The sequence below is a fragment of the Streptomyces sp. NPDC018263 genome (assembly GCF_055562575.1).
Genome location: NZ_JBVHFA010000007.1, coordinates 141,596 through 160,288 on the forward strand (window position 1 = coordinate 141,596; position 18,693 = coordinate 160,288).

The 18,693-nt window shown below is 73.9% G+C and carries 18 protein-coding genes; 11 read left to right on the forward strand and 7 right to left on the reverse strand.

The genetic code is table 11. The features are described 5' to 3' along the window. Nucleotides 1–85: 85 nt before the first annotated feature. Both ACZ3HQ_RS21125 and ACZ3HQ_RS21130 read left to right on the forward strand, forming a co-directional pair. Nucleotides 86–274, forward strand: coding sequence for a hypothetical protein (locus tag ACZ3HQ_RS21125; RefSeq protein WP_467513032.1), 189 nt, complete (start codon nt 86–88; stop codon nt 272–274). A 142-nt stretch (nt 275–416) separates the two neighbouring features. After that, nucleotides 417–1,460 (forward strand): NUDIX hydrolase, encoded by a 1,044-nt coding sequence (locus ACZ3HQ_RS21130; RefSeq protein WP_467513034.1) that lies wholly within the window; start codon nt 417–419, stop codon nt 1,458–1,460. Nucleotides 1,461–1,518: 58 nt separating this feature from the next. Here ACZ3HQ_RS21130 and ACZ3HQ_RS21135 read toward each other — a convergent pair whose 3' ends face one another. Then, nucleotides 1,519–2,874 carry a M20/M25/M40 family metallo-hydrolase gene (locus ACZ3HQ_RS21135; RefSeq protein ID WP_467513036.1) on the reverse strand — a complete coding sequence of 452 codons (1,356 nt, stop codon included), beginning with the start codon at nt 2,872–2,874 and terminating at the stop codon, nt 1,519–1,521. A 171-nt stretch (nt 2,875–3,045) separates the two neighbouring features. On the opposite strand from ACZ3HQ_RS21135, the gene ACZ3HQ_RS21140 reads away from it, so the two are divergent. Continuing rightward, nucleotides 3,046–4,320, forward strand: a complete 1,275-nt coding sequence (locus tag ACZ3HQ_RS21140; protein WP_467513038.1) for a geranylgeranyl reductase family protein — start codon at nt 3,046–3,048, stop codon at nt 4,318–4,320. 12 nt (nt 4,321–4,332) lie between these two features. Here ACZ3HQ_RS21140 and ACZ3HQ_RS21145 read toward each other — a convergent pair whose 3' ends face one another. Beyond that, nucleotides 4,333–4,785, reverse strand: coding sequence for a nitroreductase/quinone reductase family protein (locus ACZ3HQ_RS21145; protein ID WP_467513040.1), 453 nt, complete (start codon nt 4,783–4,785; stop codon nt 4,333–4,335). 129 nt (nt 4,786–4,914) lie between these two features. Here ACZ3HQ_RS21145 and ACZ3HQ_RS21150 point away from each other — a divergent pair, with 129 nt between their 5' ends. Then, nucleotides 4,915–5,604 (forward strand): TetR/AcrR family transcriptional regulator, encoded by a 690-nt coding sequence (locus ACZ3HQ_RS21150; protein WP_467513041.1) that lies wholly within the window; start codon nt 4,915–4,917, stop codon nt 5,602–5,604. Nucleotides 5,605–5,834: 230 nt separating this feature from the next. Here ACZ3HQ_RS21150 and ACZ3HQ_RS21155 read toward each other — a convergent pair whose 3' ends face one another. Further along, nucleotides 5,835–6,614: a DeoR/GlpR family DNA-binding transcription regulator gene (locus tag ACZ3HQ_RS21155; RefSeq protein WP_467513043.1), complete on the reverse strand. Its 780-nt coding sequence runs from the start codon at nt 6,612–6,614 to the stop codon at nt 5,835–5,837. Between the two features lie 123 nt (nt 6,615–6,737). Between ACZ3HQ_RS21155 and ACZ3HQ_RS21160 the strand changes: the two genes are divergently transcribed. Next, a complete protein-coding gene (locus ACZ3HQ_RS21160) occupies nt 6,738–7,619 on the forward strand; it encodes an SIS domain-containing protein (protein ID WP_467513044.1) in 882 nt (293 codons plus the stop codon). A gap of 21 nt (nt 7,620–7,640) precedes the next feature. Next, nucleotides 7,641–8,501, forward strand: a complete 861-nt coding sequence (locus ACZ3HQ_RS21165; RefSeq protein ID WP_467513046.1) for a class II fructose-bisphosphate aldolase — start codon at nt 7,641–7,643, stop codon at nt 8,499–8,501. Here ACZ3HQ_RS21165 and ACZ3HQ_RS21170 read toward each other — a convergent pair. Further along, complete coding sequence (locus tag ACZ3HQ_RS21170; protein ID WP_467513047.1) at nt 8,488–9,621, reverse strand: methyltransferase; 1,134 nt, start codon at nt 9,619–9,621, stop codon at nt 8,488–8,490. The genes ACZ3HQ_RS21165 and ACZ3HQ_RS21170 overlap by 14 nt on opposite strands. A gap of 78 nt (nt 9,622–9,699) precedes the next feature. Between ACZ3HQ_RS21170 and ACZ3HQ_RS21175 the strand changes: the two genes are divergently transcribed. The 3 genes from ACZ3HQ_RS21175 to ACZ3HQ_RS21185 all read left to right on the forward strand — a co-directional run bounded on the left by ACZ3HQ_RS21175 (nt 9,700) and on the right by ACZ3HQ_RS21185 (nt 12,396). Beyond that, entirely contained in the window at nt 9,700–10,365 is a 666-nt protein-coding gene (locus ACZ3HQ_RS21175) for an alpha-ketoglutarate-dependent dioxygenase AlkB family protein (RefSeq protein WP_467513049.1), read from the forward strand. 61 nt (nt 10,366–10,426) lie between these two features. Beyond that, complete coding sequence (locus tag ACZ3HQ_RS21180) at nt 10,427–11,665, forward strand: ROK family protein (protein ID WP_467513051.1); 1,239 nt, start codon at nt 10,427–10,429, stop codon at nt 11,663–11,665. 14 nt (nt 11,666–11,679) lie between these two features. After that, nucleotides 11,680–12,396, forward strand: coding sequence for an NUDIX hydrolase (locus ACZ3HQ_RS21185; RefSeq protein WP_467513053.1), 717 nt, complete (start codon nt 11,680–11,682; stop codon nt 12,394–12,396). A gap of 57 nt (nt 12,397–12,453) precedes the next feature. On the opposite strand, the gene ACZ3HQ_RS21190 is transcribed toward ACZ3HQ_RS21185, so the two are convergent. Further along, entirely contained in the window at nt 12,454–13,104 is a 651-nt protein-coding gene (locus tag ACZ3HQ_RS21190) for an ATP-binding protein (RefSeq protein ID WP_467513055.1), read from the reverse strand. 297 nt (nt 13,105–13,401) lie between these two features. Next, nucleotides 13,402–13,725, reverse strand: a complete 324-nt coding sequence (locus tag ACZ3HQ_RS21195) for a hypothetical protein (RefSeq protein ID WP_467513057.1) — start codon at nt 13,723–13,725, stop codon at nt 13,402–13,404. A 295-nt stretch (nt 13,726–14,020) separates the two neighbouring features. Here ACZ3HQ_RS21195 and cds1 point away from each other — a divergent pair, with 295 nt between their 5' ends. Continuing rightward, entirely contained in the window at nt 14,021–15,145 is a 1,125-nt protein-coding gene (gene cds1, locus ACZ3HQ_RS21200; RefSeq protein WP_467513059.1) for an L-cysteine desulfhydrase Cds1, read from the forward strand. A gap of 25 nt (nt 15,146–15,170) precedes the next feature. Here the strand turns inward: cds1 and ACZ3HQ_RS21205 are convergent, their stop codons facing one another. After that, complete coding sequence (locus tag ACZ3HQ_RS21205; protein ID WP_467513061.1) at nt 15,171–16,019, reverse strand: DeoR/GlpR family DNA-binding transcription regulator; 849 nt, start codon at nt 16,017–16,019, stop codon at nt 15,171–15,173. A gap of 315 nt (nt 16,020–16,334) precedes the next feature. On the opposite strand from ACZ3HQ_RS21205, the gene ACZ3HQ_RS21210 reads away from it, so the two are divergent. Next, complete coding sequence (locus tag ACZ3HQ_RS21210) at nt 16,335–18,692, forward strand: hypothetical protein (RefSeq protein WP_467513063.1); 2,358 nt, start codon at nt 16,335–16,337, stop codon at nt 18,690–18,692. Nucleotide 18,693: the final 1 nt, after the last annotated feature.

Consider the following 18,693-nt stretch of genomic DNA (forward strand, 5'->3'; position numbering starts at 1 on the left):
GGACGGCCACGTTCGATCCTGTTGGTTCGACTGGCCGAAACCCGTACAGCGTGACCCCTCGGGCGGTCCGGCAGTTGATCACGGCATGAAGAAGCGCAGCATGCTCGCCATCGCCAGCCTCGCCACCGGATTCGTGGTGGCCGCCCTCACCCCGTCCCACGCCGCGGAGAACACCGGGCTCGGCGACCTCAAGGTGGACGACACCCTGAGCACCGTCGACCACATCGTGAGCCAGGACAGCTTCGACGTGGACGAGGGCGCGCTCGGCCAGTAACGGCCGGAACCGACCGCCGGCGCGGCGCCGGGACCCCTGCCCCAGGGGCCCCGGCACCGTGCTGTGCGCCCTCAACTGCGCGTGGTTTCCGTGACAGGGTGGAACGGGCAAGCCCCAGGGGGCCAACAGAAGAGGGGGAACCGTGACCGTCGTCTGGATCAACGGCGCGTTCGGTGCGGGCAAGACCGCCACCGCACGGGAATTGATCGAACTGATCCCGAACAGCACGCTCTTCGACCCCGAGCTGATCGGCGCGGCGCTCCCGCGCCTGCTGCCGGCCAAGCGCCTCGCCGAGGTCGACGACTTCCAGGACCTGCCGATCTGGCGCCGCCTGGTGATCGACACCGCCGCCGCGCTCCTCGCCGAACTGGGCGGGACCCTGGTGGTTCCCATGACCCTGCTGCGCCAGGAGTACCGCGACGAGATCTTCGGCGGCCTCGCCGCCCGCCGGATCTCCGTGCGCCATCTGCTGCTCACCCCGGCCGAAACGATTTTGCGCCAGCGCATCGCCGGGCGCGAGCCCTCGCCGGGCCTGCCCGACGCCGAGACGCGCGAACGGCAGTGGGCGTACGACCACATCGAGCCCTACCGCGCCGCCCTCGCCTCCTGGCTCACGGCCGACGCGTACCCCATCGACACCAGCCGGCTCACGCCGTACCAGAGCGCCGTCCGGATCACCGAGGCCGTGGGGAGCGGGGCGGCCCGGCCGTGCGAGATCGTACAGACGCCCGAGCCGACCGGGGAGACCCTGGCCGCCGGGGTGCTGCTCTTCGACGCGGAGGACCGGGTGCTGCTGGTCGACCCGACCTACAAGCCGGGCTGGGAGTTCCCCGGCGGCGTGGTCGAGCGCGGCGAGGCCCCGGCCCGTGCCGGGATGCGGGAGGTCGCCGAGGAGGTCGGGATACGGCTGCGGGAGGTGCCCCGGCTGCTGGTGGTCGACTGGGAACGTCCCGCCCCGCCCGGCCACGGCGGCCTCCGCCTCCTCTTCGACGGCGGCCGCCTCGGCCCCGACGAGGCCGCCCAAGTACTGCTCCCCGGCCCGGAGTTGCGCGCCTGGCGCTTCGCCACCGAACGCGAGGCCGCCACCATGCTCCCCCCGGTCCGCTACGAACGCCTCCGCTGGGCGCTGAGAGCCCGCGAGCGCGGGGCGGCGCTGTATCTGGAGGCGGGCATCCCGGTCGGGTGATGTGCGGTCGTGGAGGGTGCGCCCCTTCCCATGGTTGGGCGCACCCTCGTCAACTCGCTCAGTTCGCCGCGTAGTTGTTCAGGAACACGGCTTCCGCGACCGAGAGGCGCTCCAGTTCCTCGGGGGAGACGCTCTCGTTGACCGCGTGGATCTGGGCCTCGGGCTCGCTCAGGCCGATGAGGAGGATCTCGGCGTCCGGGTAGAGGCCGGCGAGGGTGTTGCAGAGGGGGATGGAGCCGCCCTGGCCCGCGTACTGCATGGTCTCGCCGGGGTAGGCGACCGCCATCGCGTCGGCCATCGCCTGGTAGGCGGGGCTCGTGGTGTCGGCGCGGAAGGGCTGGCCCTGGCCGACCTGCTCGACGCTGACCCGCGCGCCCCACGGCACATGGGCCTCCAGGTGGGCGGTGAGCAGCTTGGTCGCCTCGGCGGCGTCCACGCCCGGCGGCACCCGGAGGCTGATCTGCGCGCGGGCACTGGACTGCACGGACGGGGTCGCGCCGACGACCGGCGGGCAGTCGATGCCGATGACCGTCACCGCCGGACGCGCCCACAGGCGGTCGGCCACCGAGCCGTCACCGATCAGCTCGACGCCGTCCAGCACCTTGGCGTCGCTACGGAACTGCTCCTCGGCGTACTCCAGACCCTCCCAGCGGGCGTCGGCCGTCAGGCCGTCCACGGTGGTCGAACCGTCCTCCGCGCGCAGCGAGTCCAGCAGGCGGATCAGTGCGGCGAGCGCGTCCGGGGCGGCACCGCCGAACTGGCCCGAGTGCAGGTTCCCGGCCAGGGTGTCGACCTGGACCCGGAGCATCGTCATGCCGCGCAGGGTGGTGGTCGCCGTCGGCAGGCCCACCCGGAAGTTGCCGGTGTCGCCGATCACGATGGTGTCCGCCGCCAGCAGTTCCGGGTGCGCCTCCGCGTACCGCTCCAGGCCGCCGGTGCCCTGCTCCTCGGAGCCCTCCGCGATCACCTTGACATTGACCGGCACCCCGCCGTTCGCCTTCAGCGCGCGCAGCGCCAGCAGGTGCATGATCAGGCCGCCCTTGCAGTCGGCCGCGCCGCGCCCGTACCAGCGGCCGTTCCGCTCGGTCAGCTCGAACGGGGGCGTCGTCCAGCCGGCCTCGTCCAGCGGGGGCTGCACGTCGTAGTGGGCGTAGAGCAGCACGGTCTTCGCGCCCTCCGGGCCGGGCAGGTAGCCGTACACCGACTGGGTGCCGTCGGGGGTGTCCAGGAGGGCCACGTCGGTGAAGCCCTCGGCGGTGAGCGCGTCCACGATCCAGTTCGCCGCGCCCTCGCTCTCGCTCCGCGGGAACTGCTCGAAGTCCGCCACCGACCTGAAGGCGACCAGCTCGGTCAGCTCCGCCTTGGCGCGGGGCATCAGCGAGGCGACGGTCTCGGCGACCGGATTCGACGACATGGGCACGGCTCCTCGTGGGTTACGACGTTGAACTGCTGGAATACACCGATCCTCCCACAGCGGCCCACGCCGGGGACCAGCCGTAGGATGCGTGGGACATGGGGGTCCCCCGCCCCGTGTCAGCGGTGCACCGGGGGAGCGGCAGCGGCTTGATCGGAGCGATGGACCATCGTGAGCGGCGAGAACACTTCGGCGGATGATGAGCGACGGGTCTGGGACGTCGTCGTGGTCGGCGCGGGACCCGCGGGCGCCTCGGCGGCCTACGCGGCGGCCGTCGCCGGCCGCCGGGTGCTGATCCTGGAGAAGGCGGAACTGCCCCGCTACAAGACGTGCGGCGGCGGCATCATCGGCCCCTCCCGCGACGCGCTCCCGCCCGGCTTCGAACTCCCCTTCCAGGACCGGGTGCACGCGGTCACCTTCTCCCACAACGGCCGCTTCACCCGGACCCGCCGCTCCCGGCAGATGCTGTTCGGGCTGATCAACCGGCCCGAGTTCGACCAGCGCCTGGTGGAGCACGCCCAGAAGGCGGGAGCCGAGGTGCGCACCGGCGTCACCGTGCAGCGCGTGGAGCAGCACGGCTCGGCCGTCCCCGACCGGCGCACCGTCGCCGTGGTTCTGCAGAGCGGCGAGACGGTACTGGCCCACGCCGTCGTCGGCGCGGACGGCAGCGCCAGCCGGATAGGCGCCCATGTCGGGGTCAAGCTGGACCAGGTCGACCTCGGTCTGGAGGCCGAGATCCCGGTGCCGGACACCGTCGCCGAGGACTGGAAGGGCCGCGTCCTGATCGACTGGGGCCCGCTGCCCGGCAGTTACGGCTGGGTCTTCCCCAAGGGCGACACGCTCACCGTCGGCGTGATCTCCGCGCGCGGTGAAGGAGCGGCCACCAAGCGGTACTTGGAGGACTTCATCGCCCGGCTGGGCCTCGCCGGGTTCGAACCGAGCATCTCCTCCGGGCACTTGACCCGCTGCCGTGCCGACGACTCCCCGCTCTCCCGCGGCCGGGTGCTGGTCTGCGGTGACGCGGCCGGACTGCTGGAGCCCTGGACCCGTGAGGGCATCTCCTTCGCGCTGCGCTCCGGGCGCCTCGCGGGGGAGTGGGCGGTACGGATCGCCGAGGCCCACGACGCGGTCGACACCCGCCGGCAGGCCCTCAACTACGCCTTCGCCATCAAGGCGGGGCTCGGCGTGGAGATGAGTGTCGGCAAGCGGCTGCTGGCCGCCTTCGAGCGCCGTCCCGGTGTCTTCCACGCCGGGATCACCGGGTTCCGGCCCGCGTGGAAGGCGTTCCGGGACATCACCACGGGCGCGACGACGCTGGGGGAGATGGTCAGGTCCCGGCCGCTGGCCCAGCGGACGCTGGCGGCGCTGGACCGGGGGCGGACCGTGCCGGAGGTCCCGGCCGAGGAGCCGGAGCGGCCGGAGCAGGGGGACACCGTCAGTCCGTGACGGTGAGCACCGTCAGTTCGTGATGGTGATCCGGAACACCGGGTGGTCGGAGGCGGCCGCGAGGATCTCCGCGTCGGAGCTGCTCGCGGTCACCCCGGCGAAGAACTTGTCGACCTGCCAGCCCCAGCGCTCCAGGTAGGTCCGCAGGACGGGGAGCTTCTCCGCGTCGGGCAGCTCCACCGCGCTGAACGGCCTCACCTTCCGGCCGACCCGCAGCTCGCCGCCGTGCGCCGCGCGCATGTTGCGCACCCACTGGGAGTGCCCGCGCGCCGAGACCAGGTACCGCTCGCCGTCGTAGGTGTGCGGGTTGACCGGGATGCGCTGCATCTCGCCGCTCTTGCGGCCGCGCACCGACAGCTCCGCGCTGCCCGCGAGGCTGACACCGAGGCGGGCGAGCTTGCCGACCAGTCCGTTGAACCAGGTACCGAGCGGGCTTGCCTTCAGGTAGTACGGCGCGGACGACATGACGACCCCCAGGGGTTCGGGAGAGCGGTGCTCTCGCTTCGCTCTCCAGTGTGCCGAGATCGGTGCTCTCGCGCAAGAGCGGTGCTCTGCTTTGTGTGCACCGCTCCGCCGCATGGCACACTGACCCGCATGAGCACCGCAGAGGGCGCCCGTGCGCGGGCCAGGACCGAGGTCACCGCGGCCATCAAGGACGAGGCCCGCAGGCAGCTCGCCGCCGAGGGCGCGGCGAAGCTCTCGCTGCGCGCCGTGGCCCGCGAGCTGGGCATGGTGTCCTCCGCGCTCTACCGGTACTTCCCGAGTCGCGACGACCTGCTGACCGCGCTGATCATCGACGCCTACGACTCGCTGGGCGCGGCGGCCGAGAACGCCCACGCGGGCGTCCCCGAGGGGGAGTTCATGCGCCGCTGGACGGTCGCGTGCGAGGCGGTACGGGTATGGGCGCTGGCCCATCCGCACGAGTACGCCCTGATCTACGGCTCCCCGGTACCGGGATACGCCGCCCCCGCCACCACCATCCCGTCCGCGGCGCGGGTGGCCATGGTGCTGATCGGTGTGGTCCGCGACGCCGACCGGGGGCCCGGCCTCACCGGGCTGTCGCTCCCCGCCGAGCTGCGGCCCGAGGCCGAGCGCATGGCGGCCGACATCGCCGAGCTGCCGGTGGAGGCCGCGCCCGCCATGGTCGCCGCGTGGGCGGAGCTGTTCGGGCTGGTCGGGTTCGAGCTGTTCGGTCAGTTTGAGCGGGTGGTGCTCGACCGCGAGCGCTTCTTCCGGCACGCCGTGACCCGGCTCGGCGCGAGCGTGGGCCTGCCCGCCGCCTGATCCGGCCGGCCCGGACGGCCCGCGCGCCCGCAGTCTGATCGGGGGTGGCTCACGCGGCCGGCGCTCGCAGTCTGGTCAGGGTGGCTCACGCGGCCCGCGCCCGCAGTCTGATCGGGGGCGGCTCACGCGGCCCGCGCCCGCAGTCTGATCGGGGTGGCTCACGCGCGCCGCGCCCGCAGTCTGGTCGGGGTGGCTCGCAGGGCCGGCACTCGCAGTCCGGTCGGGGTGGCTCACACGGCCAGCACCCGCACGCCCGCCTCCTCGAACCGGCGCACCGTCTCCGGGGTGACCGCGGTGTCCGTCACGAGCGTGTCCACCGGCTCCGGGCCGCAGATGCGGGCGAACGCCCGCCGCTGAAGCTTGCTGGAGTCGGCCGCGACCACCACCCGCTCCGCGCGCTCGCAGAGCATTCGGTTGACCGCCGCCTCCGACTCGTCGTGCGCCGCCGCGCCGTGCACCGGGTCGAAGGCGCCCACCCCGAGCACCGCCACGTCCAGCGTGACCGCGCCGAGCACCCCGTCCGCGAGCGGCCCGACCAGCTCGAACGACTGCGGACGCGCGACCCCGCCGGTCACCACGATCTTGAACTGCGGCCGCACGGCGAGTTCCCCCGCGATGTTGAGCGCGTTGGTGACCACCGTCAACGCGGGCGAGCCGACGGCCAGATCGGGGCGCACGGCCAGGGCGCGGGCCACCTCCGTGGTCGTCGTGCCCCCGGTCAGCCCCACCGCCTCGCCAGGCGTCACCAGCTCCGCCACCGCCGCCGCGATCCGCTGCTTCTCGGAGGCGTGCCGGGCCGTCTTGTAGCGCAGCGGCAGCTCGTACGACACCCCGTGCGCCACCGCGCCACCCCGCGTCCGTACGAGCATCCGCTGCTCGGCCAGCCCGTCGAGGTCCCGGCGGATGGTCGCCGCCGACACCGCCAGTTCGGCCGCCGCCTCCTCGACCTCCAACCTGCCTCGCTCCGCGAGGAGTTCGAGCAGTGCCTGCCAGCGGGTGTCCCGCGCCATCGGGTCTCCGTTCCTGTGATCTCCCGGCGACCCTAACGCACGGACTGTTCACGTCCCGATGCTTGATTGTGCTCGAAAGTCGGCAGTATCTTGCACGAACGATCAGCCAGGGGAGGGTGTGGCATGAGCCATGTCGAGGACGAGCTGAGGAGCCAGCCCGAGTGCTGGGAGCGGGCGGCGCGGGAGGCGGGCCCGTACCGGGCGGCCCTGCCGGTGCCGGGGGAGCGGGTCGCGTTCGTCGGCTGCGGGACCTCGCACTTCATGGCGCGGTCCGCGGCCGCGCTGCGCGAGGGCGCGGGACAGGGCGAGACGGACGCCTTCGCCGCCTCGGAGTTCCCCCCCGGCCGGTCCTACGACCAGGTCATCGCCCTCACCCGATCGGGCACGACCACCGAAGTGCTCGATCTGCTGGCCCAGTTGAAGGGCACGACACGGACCACCGCGATCACCGCCGACCCCGAGACGCCCATACGCCAGGCCGCCGACGACCTCGTGGTCCTCGGTTACGCCGACGAACGTTCCGTGGTCCAGACCCGGTTCGCCACCACCGCCTTCACCCTGCTCCGCGCCCACCTCGGACTGCACACCCCGGCCGCCGTCACCGACGCCCGCGCGGCCCTCACCGTCCCGCTGCCCGAAGGGCTGCTGAGGCGACGGGAGTTCACCTTCCTGGGCCGGGGCTGGACCGTGGGACTGGCGAACGAGGCGGCGCTGAAGATGCGCGAGGCGTCACTGTCCTGGACCGAGGCGTACCCGGCGATGGAATACCGGCACGGCCCGATCAGCATCAGCACCCAGGACACCGCGACCTGGACGCTCGGCCCGGCCCCCGAGGGGCTCGCCGAACAGGTGCGCGCGACCGGCGCGTTGTGGATCGAGGGCGGACTCGACCCGCTCGCCGAACTGATCCGCGTCCAGCGTCTCGCCGTCGCCGTGGCCGCCGCCCGGGGACTCGACCCCGACCGGCCCCGCCACCTCACCCGCTCGGTGATCCTCACCCCCTGAACGCGGAAGGGACCAGCCGCCGTGCCCCTCACCACCACCGGTGAACTGATCACCCGAGCCGCCCGGCTGCGCACCGCCGTGGCCGCGTTCAACATCATCACCCTCGAACACATCGAGGCCGTCGTCACCGGAGCAGAGACGGCCGGAGCGCCCGTCGTGCTCCAAGTGAGCGAGAACGCGGTCAAGTTCAGGAACGGTCACCTCCGGCCCCTCGCCCGCGCCGCCGTCTCCGCCGCCGAACAGGCCGCCGTACCCGTCGCGTTGCACCTCGACCACGTCCAGAGCGACGACCTCCTGCGCCGCGCCCCGGACGCCGGTTTCAGCTCGGTGATGTACGACGCCGCCCGCCTGCCCTACTCCGAGAACCTGGCCGCCACCCAAGCGGCCGCCGACTGGGCGCATTCCCAAGGGCTGTGGATCGAGGCCGAGTTGGGCCAGATAGGCGGCAAGGACGGCAGACCCCCGCTGGACGCGCACGCCCCCGGCGCCCGAACCGACCCCGCCGAGGCGCGGGACTTCGTCGCACGGACCGGGGTCGACGCGCTCGCCGTGGCCGTCGGCAGCACCCACGCCATGACCACCCGTACCGCCGCCCTGGACCACGCCCTCCTCAAGCGGCTCGCCGCCGAACTGGCCGTGCCCCTCGTGCTGCACGGCTCCTCGGGCGTGCCGGACGACGAGCTGGTCAAGGCGGTGGAGGGCGGCATCGGCAAGGTCAACGTCGGCACCGCGCTCAACACGGCCCTCACCCGAGCGGTCCGCGAGCACCTCGGCCGGCACCCCGAGACCGTCGACCCCCGCACCTACCTCGCCGACGGCCGGGCGGCCATGGCCGACGAGGTGGCCCGGATCGTCCGCGTACTCGGCGTCAGCCCTTCTTGACCGCCTTCAGCACCACGAACTTCGGGTCACTGGCCACCAGTTCACAGTTGCCGAACAGCCGCTTCAGCTTCACGTGGTAGCCCAGGTGCCGGTTGCCGATCACCCACAGCTCGCCGCCCGGCCGCAGCGCCCGCTCGGCACCCGTGAACATCCGCCAGGACGTGGCGTCGCTGGTGGCCTGGTGGGAGTGGAAGGGCGGGTTGTTCAGCACCAGGTCCACGCTGCCGGAAGCCACCCCGGCCAGCCCGTCCCCGACCCGGAACTCCGCGTGCCCCGGCACGCCGTTCGCCTTGTACGTGGCCTCGGCGGAGGCGACGGCCTGGAACGACTCGTCCACGAACAGCACCTCGGCCTCCGGGTCGGCCAGCGCCACCGCCGTGCCCACCACGCCGTTGCCGCAGCCGAGGTCCACCACGCGGCGCCCGCGCGTCTTGGGGAGGTGCCCCAGGAAGAAGCGGGTGCCGATGTCCAGCCGGTCGGCGCAGAAGACGCCCGCATGGTTGACCACCGGCCGCCCCGACGCCGCCCCGACCCCGTCCGGCAGGGTGTAGCCGTACGGCCAGGGGTTGTCCGGCGCGACGAGCGACGGGTTGGGGGTGCAGAAGATCAGCCGGGCCTTCTGCTCGGCCAGCGAGGTGCGGGTCGGCCCGAGAATCCGCTCGAACAGCTTCAGCGTGGAGGTGTGGATCTCCTTCACCATGCCGGTGCCGACCACCACCGTCCCCGCGTGCACGGCGGGCGCCAGCCGCAGCAACTGGTCCTCCAGCAGCGCCAGGCTCTTGGGCACGCGGACCAGCAGCACGTCCACCCGCTCCGGCACCGGGTCCTGCGTGGTCAGCAGCCGTACCGCGCCGGGGCCGACGCCGGCCCGCGCCAGGTTGGCCCGGGTGGCCTCCTGACTCAGGAAGGAGTCGGTGATCTGCGTCGGCCGGTGCGCGGCGAGCGCCGTCGCCAGCGCGCCCCAGCGGTCGCCGAGCACCACGACCTCGCCCGACAGATCCACCCCTTCCCCGGCCAGATGCCGCAGCAGATACGCGTCGGAGGCGTCCCAGGCACGCAGCCGGTCGCGGGGATCATCGGGGAAACGGGACAGCTCGGTCTCGCCCCACGGAGTCGTCATGCGGTCGTTCATCGCCCCCCAGGCTAGCCGAGCCCCAGCTCAGGACCGTTCGGCCGCTTCTGGGGCACGATGGGGCGCATGGACGTGGAACTCTTCCCGAGGGAGCCTGCCGAAGCCGCTCCGGGCGCCGTGCACGTCCCGCACTGGCTGGACGCGGACCGGCAGCGCGCGCTGCTCACCGCCTGCCGCGAGTGGGCCCGCCCGCCGGCCGGACTGCGCACCGTCCACACCCCCGGCGGCGGCACGATGACCGCCCGGCAGGTCTGCCTCGGCTGGCACTGGTACCCGTACGCCTACGCCCGCACCGTGGTCGACGGCGACAACGCTCCCGTGAAACCCTTCCCGGCCTGGCTCGGCGAACTGGCCCGGAACGCGGTCGCCGACGCCCTCGGCCCCGACGCGGTTCCCGGCGACCCCTACGACATCGCCCTGATCAACTTCTACGACGGCGATGCGCGCATGGGCATGCACCGCGACGGCGACGAACGCTCCGACGCCCCGGTGGTCTCCCTCAGCCTCGGCGACACCTGCGTGTTCCGCTTCGGCAACACCGAGACCCGTACCCGCCCCTACACGGACGTGGAGCTGCGCAGCGGCGACCTCTTCGTCTTCGGCGGCCCCTCCCGCCTCGCCTTCCACGGCGTCCCGCGCGTGCACCCCGGCACCGCGCCGCCCGAGCTGGGCCTGACCGGGCGGCTCAACATCACCCTCCGGGTGAGCGGCCTGACCGCCCCCGCCGGCTGACCATGTCGCATCGGTCACGAGACAGGTCACGACCGGCGCGGATCATGCGAGACTCGCCCCCATGAGCGGCATGGCGGACCCCCGGAAGGCGGGGGCAGGACCCATCTCACGGGCGCGGCTGGACCGGGGACGCGGTGCCCTCGGCCCCGCGCTGGAGCTGGTGCACACCGGACGCGCCCCGACCCGCGCCGTGCTCACCGCCGAACTCGGCGTCACCCGCGCCACCGCCGGTGCCGTCGCCGCCGAACTGGAGGCGCTCGGCCTGATCAGGGTCGACGCCCGCCCCAGCGCCCCCGCCGGTTCCCAGGGCCGGCCCTCGCACCGCCTGGAGGTCGCCGAGGACGGGCCCGTCGCGCTGGCCGCGCAAGTGCACACGGACGGCTTCCGGGCCGCCCTGGTCGGCCTCGGCGGACGGATCGTGGCGACCACGCCCGGCTGCGAGACCGTCGACGCCGACCCGGCCAAGGTGCTGGGCGCGGTGGTGGAGGCGGGCGCCGACCTGCTGCGCGCCACGGGCCGCCGCTGCGTGGGCGCCGGGCTCGCCGTACCGTCCGCCGTCGCCGAACCCGACGGGCTCGCCCTCAACCCCCTCCACCTGGCCTGGCCCGCCGGGGAACCGGTGCGCCGCATCTTCACCGACCTCGTGCACGCCGCCGGGATCACCGGCCCCGCCTTCGCGGGCAACGACGTCAACCTCGCCGCCCTCGCCGAACACCGGCACGGCGCGGGCCGGGGCGCCCGGCATCTGCTGTGCGTGGCCACCGGGCACCGGGGCGTCGGCGGCGCGCTCGTCCTCGACGGCCGCCTGCACACCGGGAGTTCGGGCCTCGCCCTGGAGGTCGGCCACCTCACCGTCAACCCCGAGGGCCGCGTCTGCCACTGCGGCAGCCGGGGCTGTCTCGACGTCGAGGCCGACCCGCTCGCCCTCCTCACGGAGGCCGGCCTCGACCCCGGCCCCGAGGTGTCCCTCCTGGCCCAGGCCGACGACCTGCTGCGCACCCGGTACGCCGAGCCCGCCGTGCGCGCCGCCGCCGAGACCCTGATCGACCGGCTCGGCCTGGGGCTGGCCGGCCTGGTCAACATCCTCAACCCCGACCGCGTCATCCTCGGCGGCCTGCACCGGGGCCTGCTCAACGCCGACCCCGAGCGGCTGCGCGCGGTGGTCGCCGAGCGCAGCCTGTGGGGGCAGAGCGGCAGCGTGCCCATCCTGCCGTGCACCCTGGACCACGACAGTCTGGTCGGCGCCGCCGAACTCGCCTGGCAGCCGGTCCTCGACGACCCCCTCGCGGCCCTGCGGTGACGGGCGGCCCCGCGGTGACGGCGGAGCTGTGGGACGTCTCCCGCCTCCGCTTCGAGGAGACCGCCCCGCCCGTCCTCCCCGCCGCTCTGCGCACGACGATGGACCACCGCTGGGCGGCCGCCGTGCGCGCCAACCCGGCCCTGTTCGACGGTCCGGTGGCCGCACTCGCCGGCTTCGAACGCGATGGGGCCGGCGGCCTGTCGGTCTCCTGGACGAGGCTGACGTACCGCTTCAACGTCCTGCGCGGGCTGCCGGGCGCACCGGCCGTCGCGGCGCTGTTCGTGGCGGTGTTGCAACCCTCCGACGACGGGCGCCTGCTGGTGGGCCGGATGTCGGCCACCACCTCGTTCCCCGGCCGGTGGCAGCCGCCCGGCGGCACGCTCGAACCTCCGGACGACGGTGCCGTGTTGGACCTCGGCCTGCTCCGGCGCCACGCGGCGCGCGAACTGGCCGAGGAGACCGGTTCCGACACCCCCGCCGACGCCCTCGTGCCAGGACCGGTGGTCCGGGGAACTCGGGGCAGCGTGGGCTTCCTCTTCACCGCCCCGCCGCGCCCCGCCCGCGAACTGCGCGAGCGGCACGCGGAGTTGGCACGTGCCGAGCGGGCGGCGGGGGTGGACCCCGAGTTCGAGCGGGTCGAGTTGATCGGCTCGCTGTCCGAACTCCGGGCGCTGCCCGGCTCCTTGGCCTCCTACCTGGAGCTGGCGGCAGGGCGGTTCTTCGGGGCGTAGTGCGCCGCGGCCCGGTACGGCGCACGGGCGCGGTACCGGGCACGGCGTGCCGTTGGGTCAGCCGGGGACGGCCGATGTCGCGGGGGCCGCTGCCACCGCGACGGGTTCGGGCGCGGTGTGGGCGACGGCCGGTTCGGGAGCCAGGGGTTCGGCTGCCGCGTGGGCCAGGGCCGGTTCCGGTGCCGGGGTGCCTGCGGGGGCGTGGGCCACGGCGGGCTCGGGGGAGCGGGCCGGGCCGTGCGCCACCGAGGGCTCGGGCATCGGGGCGTGGACCACGACGGGTTCGGGTGCGCGGACCGGTGGCTGGACGGTGAGCGGCGCGGGCTCGGGCCGCTTCTTGGCCGCGCGGGCCGGCTTCGGCGCCGGTGGAAGCGGTGCCGGGGCGGCGGTCGTGGACAGCGCGAACCACACGACCTTGCCGTCCTCGCCGTCCGGCCGGCACCCCCAGCTCTCGCTGACGGCGGCCACCATCCCCAGGCCCCGCCCGCAGGTGGCGAGCGGACCGGCGTCCGCCGTCCCGGCGGTGTCGGCCACCACGGGAAGACGTGGATCGCGGTCGCGGACCGAGACGGTGAGCCGGTCGGACTGGAACTCCAGCTCCACGGTGCACGACTTGTCGGGCCGGGCATGTCGGTGGACGTTGCTCAGCAGCTCGGTCACACCGAGCGCGGCCCGGTCTATCAACGGGTCCAGACGCCAGTAGCGCAATTGCGCAGATACGATTCTGCGGACCTGGCCGATCCGCGACGGCAGGGCTTGGAGCTCCACCGTGCAGTGCCTGTTCGGGTAACTGATCACGGCTGCGACTCCCCGGTGTGAGGTCCGGATCGACCGGAGGAACACGGAGAACAACGGAAATCCGGGAGGGCGCCAACGTCCCTGTGACCGCCTGCCGTCGAGGCCGACGGGCTGGTCCGTAGCGTTACCTCCGGTAAACCCAGAGTGACGTGAGATCAGCGTGCCGCAGTGCCCGCCCTCCCGCAACTCGCCACGGTGGCCCGCAGGTCAGCCACCGCGACCGGCGGCGCGGCGCACCGCTTCGACGAACCGACGGGCGGCGGGCGGCCCCGGTTCACCGGGCGCGGTGTCACGCTCGGTGAGCGTGAGCTGGTAGCGGTGGCCGTTCAGCTCGGCCTGGGCCCGGTCCTGCGAGCCGAACCACGGTCTGCAGGCCCGTACGGTCCCGACGGGGGCGCTGTCGATCTCGCTGCCCGCACTGGTGAGCAGCTCCACCCTGCCGTCGCCGACCCGGACCCGGCCCGCCCGCGTCAGCGAGCGCACCCCCTTGCCGATGCGCACGCCTCTCGCCGTGAACTCCGGCTCCGCCATCCCGCACCGCCCCCTCGCGCGTACCGGTCCACCGGCCCCCGCGCGGCGGCCGGTCCGACGCGGTGCAGTCTGCCCCGGCGCGGACGGGAGCACCAGTGCGCGCGGACGGGGCGCACGTGGCGCTGGAGCACTCGCGCCAATGCGCCCCCGCGCCCCCTCGTACGGGTGTGCCCCAGGCTGCCTTTGGGTGGCTCAAAGATGCGTTGATGCAGGTGAGAAGCGGTGCGACTGATGCCTATGATCGGGCTGCCGACCGCGCCGGGCGTCGTCGGCGCCCAGCGTAAGGAGCCCCGCCGTGAGCAGCACCCCACCGGCCCGGACCGGCGCCACCCTCGATGTCGACCGCAGTGACGCGGCCTACCGCAACTGGCTCAAAGAGGCCGTGCGCAAGGTCCAAGCAGATGCGAATCGCTCGGCGGACACGCATCTGCTGCGCTTCCCGCTGCCCGAGGAATGGGGCATCGACCTCTACCTCAAGGACGAGTCGACCCACCCCACCGGCAGCCTCAAGCACCGCCTCGCCCGCTCGCTCTTCCTCTACGGCCTGTGCAACGGCTGGATTCGCCCCGGCCGCCCGGTGATCGAGGCGTCCAGCGGCTCGACCGCCGTCTCCGAGGCATACTTCGCGTCCCTGATCGGCGTGCCGTTCATCGCCGTCATGCCGCGCACCACCAGCGCCGAGAAGTGCCGGCTCATCGAGTTCCACGGCGGCCGCTGCCACTTCGTGGACGACCCGCGCACCATGTACGCCGAGTCCGCGCGGCTCGCGGCGGAGACCGGCGGCCACTTCATGGACCAGTTCACCTACGCCGAGCGCGCCACCGACTGGCGCGGCAACAACAACATCGCCGAGTCGATCTTCCGGCAGCTCGCGCTGGAGCGGTACCCGGTGCCCACCTGGATCGTCGCCACGGCCGGCACCGGCGGCACCTCGGCCACCCTCGCCCGCTATGTGCACTACCTCCAGCACGACACCCGGGTCTGTGTGGCCGACCCCGAGAACTCCTGCTTCTTCGAGGGCTGGACCACCGGCGACCCGGACGTCACCTGCGACTGCGGCTCCCGCATCGAGGGGATCGGGCGGCCGCGCATGGAGCCCAGCTTCGTGCCCGGCGCGATCGACCGCATGATGAAGGTCCCGGACGCCGCGAGCGTGGCCGCCGTCCGCGCGCTGGAGCGGGCGCTCGGCCGCAAGGCGGGCGGCTCCACCGGGACGGGGCTGTGGAGCGCACTGAAGATCGTCTCCGAGATGGTCGCCGAGGGCCGGAACGGCAGTGTGGTCACCCTGCTGTGCGACCCCGGTGACCGCTACCTCGACAAGTACTACTCCGACAGTTGGCTGGAGGAGCAGAACCTCGACATCGCGCCCTACACGGCCGCGATCGAGTCGCTGCTGGCCACGGGGGTGTGGCCGGACTGATCGCGGGGGCGCCCCCGGCGCGCCGTCAGTCCTCCTCGGGGCCCTCGGGCTCCTCGTCCTCCTCCGGCTCCCCCGCCACCACCAGGCGCCGCAGCCGCTCGGAGATCTCCGTACGGGCCTCGGCGGGCAGCCCGCCGTCCGTGACGAGCGTGTCCACGTCGTCCAGCGCGGCGAACGAACTCAGGCCCACCGTGCCCCACTTGGTGTGGTCGGCGACCACCACGACCCGACGCGCCGAGCGCACCAACTGCCGGTTGGTCTCCGCCTCGGCGAGATTCGGCGTGGACAGCCCGGCCTCCGCCGATATGCCGTGCACGCCGAGGAACAGCAGATCGAAGTGGAGCGCGGCGATCGCCCGGTCCGCGACCGGGCCCACCAGCGAGTCGGACGGGGTGCGCACCCCGCCGGTCAGCACCACCGTGGCCGCGCCCGGCCGCCGGCCCGAGGTGCGCTGCGCGGTGTGGAAGACGTCCGCGACCCGCACCGAGTTCGTCACCACGGTCAGATCGGGCACCTCCAGGAGCTGCCGGGCCAGCGTGTAGGTGGTCGTACCGCCGGACAGCGCGATCGCCGAACCCGGCGCCACCAGGCGCGCGGCCGCCCGCGCAATCTCCTCCTTGGCGGTCGGTTCCAGGCCCGACTTGGCCTCGAACCCCGGCTCGTGCGTGCTCGCCTCGACCACCGGGACCGCGCCGCCGTGCACCTTCTCCAGCACGCCCTGCCGGGCCAGCGCGTCCAGATCGCGGCGCACGGTCATGTCCGAGACGCCCAGTTGACGGGTCAGTTCATTGACCCGGACACCGCCCCGCCGCCGGACCTCGTCCACGATCAGAGCGCGCCGCTGCTCCGCGAGGAGGTTCTGATTCTCGCTCACGTACGCTCCGGTCCTTTCGCCACACCTGTCCGAGCCGACTGGCGCACCCGCGGTGACCTGCCCGTTCCCAAGCCCCGCCACATGCGCCAGCGTCTCATCTTGTCACGGGCCGCCATGGGGCGCGCCACTGGCTGTCACCATGCACCCATAGGGCGCGCGCACATGTGTGCGGCCACCATGGCGGCCATGGTCACCCGGATCGGGGAGATTCCGTGACAAGGCCGTTCGCCAGGTGTACGCCACCTCGTAAACGGAGAACCTGAAGCCCGCACGGACTTGAGACTCCTCAGGTGACAACGGAAGTGCGGACGACAAGTGGAACACGCGCGGGAACGCCTCACCGATCCCCGGCCGGACCTCACGGACCCGCCGGTCCCGGCGGCCGCCACGGCGGAACGCGGCCTGGAACTCCTGGTGCACGGCGTCGGTGGCACCACCCCCGAGAAGATGCTCGCCGACCCGCGCACGATCCGCGTCACCGGTGACGACACGGCCGCCGTCTACCGCCGCGCCGAGGACGTCCCAATGTCCGCCGGAGGCGCGGGCCCCGCACTGGACGAACGTCCCGGCGACGGGCCGGTCCGCGAGGCGTACGTCTGGTGCAACCTCACCTCCGGCAACGGCACCCGCGCCCTGTGGCTGTTGCTGCTGCCCTTCATGGTGGTCAACCTCGCCCACTGGATGCGCCCCTCCGTCGAGCGCCCCGGCGCCGCCGTCCGCCTCTACGGCCTCCTCGTCCGGCTGGCCGCGCTCACCCTGACCGTGCTCCTGGTCGCCGCCGCCTGCGAGGTCGCACTGGACCTGGTGGCCTGGCAGTGCGCCGGTGCCCCCGCCTGCGCCGGCCGCCACGCCTGGCTCACCTTCCTCTCGCCCACCCTCTCCGAGGGCGGCTGGTGGACCCCGCCCGGCCGCCGCCTCGCCCTCGCCGCCCTGGCGCCCACCCTGCTCACCGCGCTGCTCTGGTACCTCTCCCACCGCACCTGGAGCGCGTACGAGTCGCACCGGCCCCTGACCACCACCGCCGAACCGGCTCCCGACCAGGGCGCGCTCGCCCGCCCCGGCTTCTGGTACGGACGCCGCCTCGGCGCCCGCCTCCGCGCCGCGCACACCGCCGCCGGCCTCCTCACCGTCGCCGCCGCCGTCGCCCTGCCCGCCGTCCGCTTCGACCACCGCCCCGGCGGACCGGCCCTCCTCCACCTCCTCGGGGTGCTGCTCGGCACCGGCATCCTCGCCTGGGCCTGCGTGGCGGTCGCGGTCGTCTGCCGCCGGGGCCGCAGCGAACGCCAGCTCGACCAGACGCTCGACCGCCACCTGCTGCGCGCCCTGCCGCTCGGCGCCCTCGCCCTGCTGCTGCTCGCCGTCGCCTACGTCTGCTGGTCCCGGCCGGGCTGGGAGTCCGCCGGACGGCTGCCCGGCGACCCGGCCTTCGGCGCGATCATGCTGACCCAGGGCATCCTCGTCGTCGCGCTCGCGATCGTCGCCCGCCGGCTGCACCGGCGCCTGCCCGACCCCCGCGCCGCGATGCGCGGCCTCGGCGGACCGGCCGTCGCCCTGCTCGCCTGCGCGCTCGGCGGGGTCGCCTCCGGCGGGGTCGCCCAGCGCGTCGCCGACTGGCTGGACGGCACCCACGCCTCCATCACCGGGCCACCCGTCACCCTCACCTGGCAGGCGTCCGCGATCCCGCCCGTACTCGCGGTGCTGCTCGTGCTGATCGCCTTCCTGGCCCGGCGCACCGCGCGCCTCGCCCGCGCCGAGCGCCGCAGGGTGCGGGCCGAGCACCCCGGTGAGCCGGAGGACCCCCACCGCACCCGCCGCATCGCCCACGTCCGCGCCATGGCGACCCTCACCGACCGCGCGCCCCTGATCCTCGCCGTGGGCTCCGTCGCCACCCTGATCGCCGGCGCGGGAGCCCTCACCGGCGCCCTCGTCACCGGGCTCGCGCCCGCCCACGCCGCCCGGCACGCCGGTACCCCCGTCCGGGCCGCCGCCGAGGTCTGCCAGACGCTCGGCTCCTGGCTGGTCGGCGTCGGCTTCCTGCTCTTCGTCACCTGGGGGCGCCGCGCCTACAAGGACGCCTCGGCCCGCCGGACCATAGGCATCCTGTGGGACGTCGGCACCTTCTGGCCGCGTGCCGCCCACCCCTTCGCGCCCCCCTGCTACGCCGAGCGCGCCGTACCCGACCTGACCTGGCGCACCGCGACCTGGACCGAGCGCACCGGCGGCCGTCTCGTCCTCTCCGGCCACTCGCAGGGCAGCGTCCTGGTCGCCGCGGCGGCCTGGCAGCTCCCGCCCGCCGTACGGCAGCGCGTCGCCCTGCTCACCTACGGCTCACCGCTGGAACGGCTCTACGGGCGCTGGTTCCCGGCCCACTTCGGCCCGGCCGCCCTTGCCGCCCTGCACCGGGACATCTGCTGCTGGCGCAACCTCCACCGCCGCACCGACCCCATCGGCGGCCCCGTCCGGCTGCCCGCCAGATCCGGCCCCGAGGTCGACCACGAGCCGCTGCCCGACCCGCGCGCCTACGGCCGCACCCCCGAACACCCGCTGCCCGCGCCGATCCTCGGCCACTCCGACTACCAGGAGGACCCGGTCTTCCTCCGCGAGCGCGACCGGCTGCTGGCCCGTCTCCACCCCGACCTGCCCGCGCCCCGCCCGGAACCCGGCCGGAAGTGAC

Excerpts from the sequence above, each read along its gene's own strand:
- ACZ3HQ_RS21125 (WP_467513032.1), top strand. The coding sequence starts at position 86 with ATGAAGAAGCGCAGCATGCTCGCCATCGCCAGCCTCGCCACCGGATTC.
- ACZ3HQ_RS21135 (WP_467513036.1), bottom strand. The coding sequence starts at position 2,874 with ATGTCGTCGAATCCGGTCGCCGAGACCGTCGCCTCGCTGATGCCCCGC.
- ACZ3HQ_RS21145 (WP_467513040.1), bottom strand. The coding sequence starts at position 4,785 with ATGTCGTCCGCGCCGTACTACCTGAAGGCAAGCCCGCTCGGTACCTGG.
- ACZ3HQ_RS21150 (WP_467513041.1), top strand. The coding sequence starts at position 4,915 with ATGAGCACCGCAGAGGGCGCCCGTGCGCGGGCCAGGACCGAGGTCACC.
- ACZ3HQ_RS21155 (WP_467513043.1), bottom strand. The coding sequence starts at position 6,614 with ATGGCGCGGGACACCCGCTGGCAGGCACTGCTCGAACTCCTCGCGGAG.
- ACZ3HQ_RS21160 (WP_467513044.1), top strand. The coding sequence starts at position 6,738 with ATGAGCCATGTCGAGGACGAGCTGAGGAGCCAGCCCGAGTGCTGGGAG.
- ACZ3HQ_RS21170 (WP_467513047.1), bottom strand. The coding sequence starts at position 9,621 with ATGACGACTCCGTGGGGCGAGACCGAGCTGTCCCGTTTCCCCGATGAT.
- ACZ3HQ_RS21175 (WP_467513049.1), top strand. The coding sequence starts at position 9,700 with ATGGACGTGGAACTCTTCCCGAGGGAGCCTGCCGAAGCCGCTCCGGGC.
- ACZ3HQ_RS21180 (WP_467513051.1), top strand. The coding sequence starts at position 10,427 with ATGAGCGGCATGGCGGACCCCCGGAAGGCGGGGGCAGGACCCATCTCA.
- ACZ3HQ_RS21195 (WP_467513057.1), bottom strand. The coding sequence starts at position 13,725 with ATGGCGGAGCCGGAGTTCACGGCGAGAGGCGTGCGCATCGGCAAGGGG.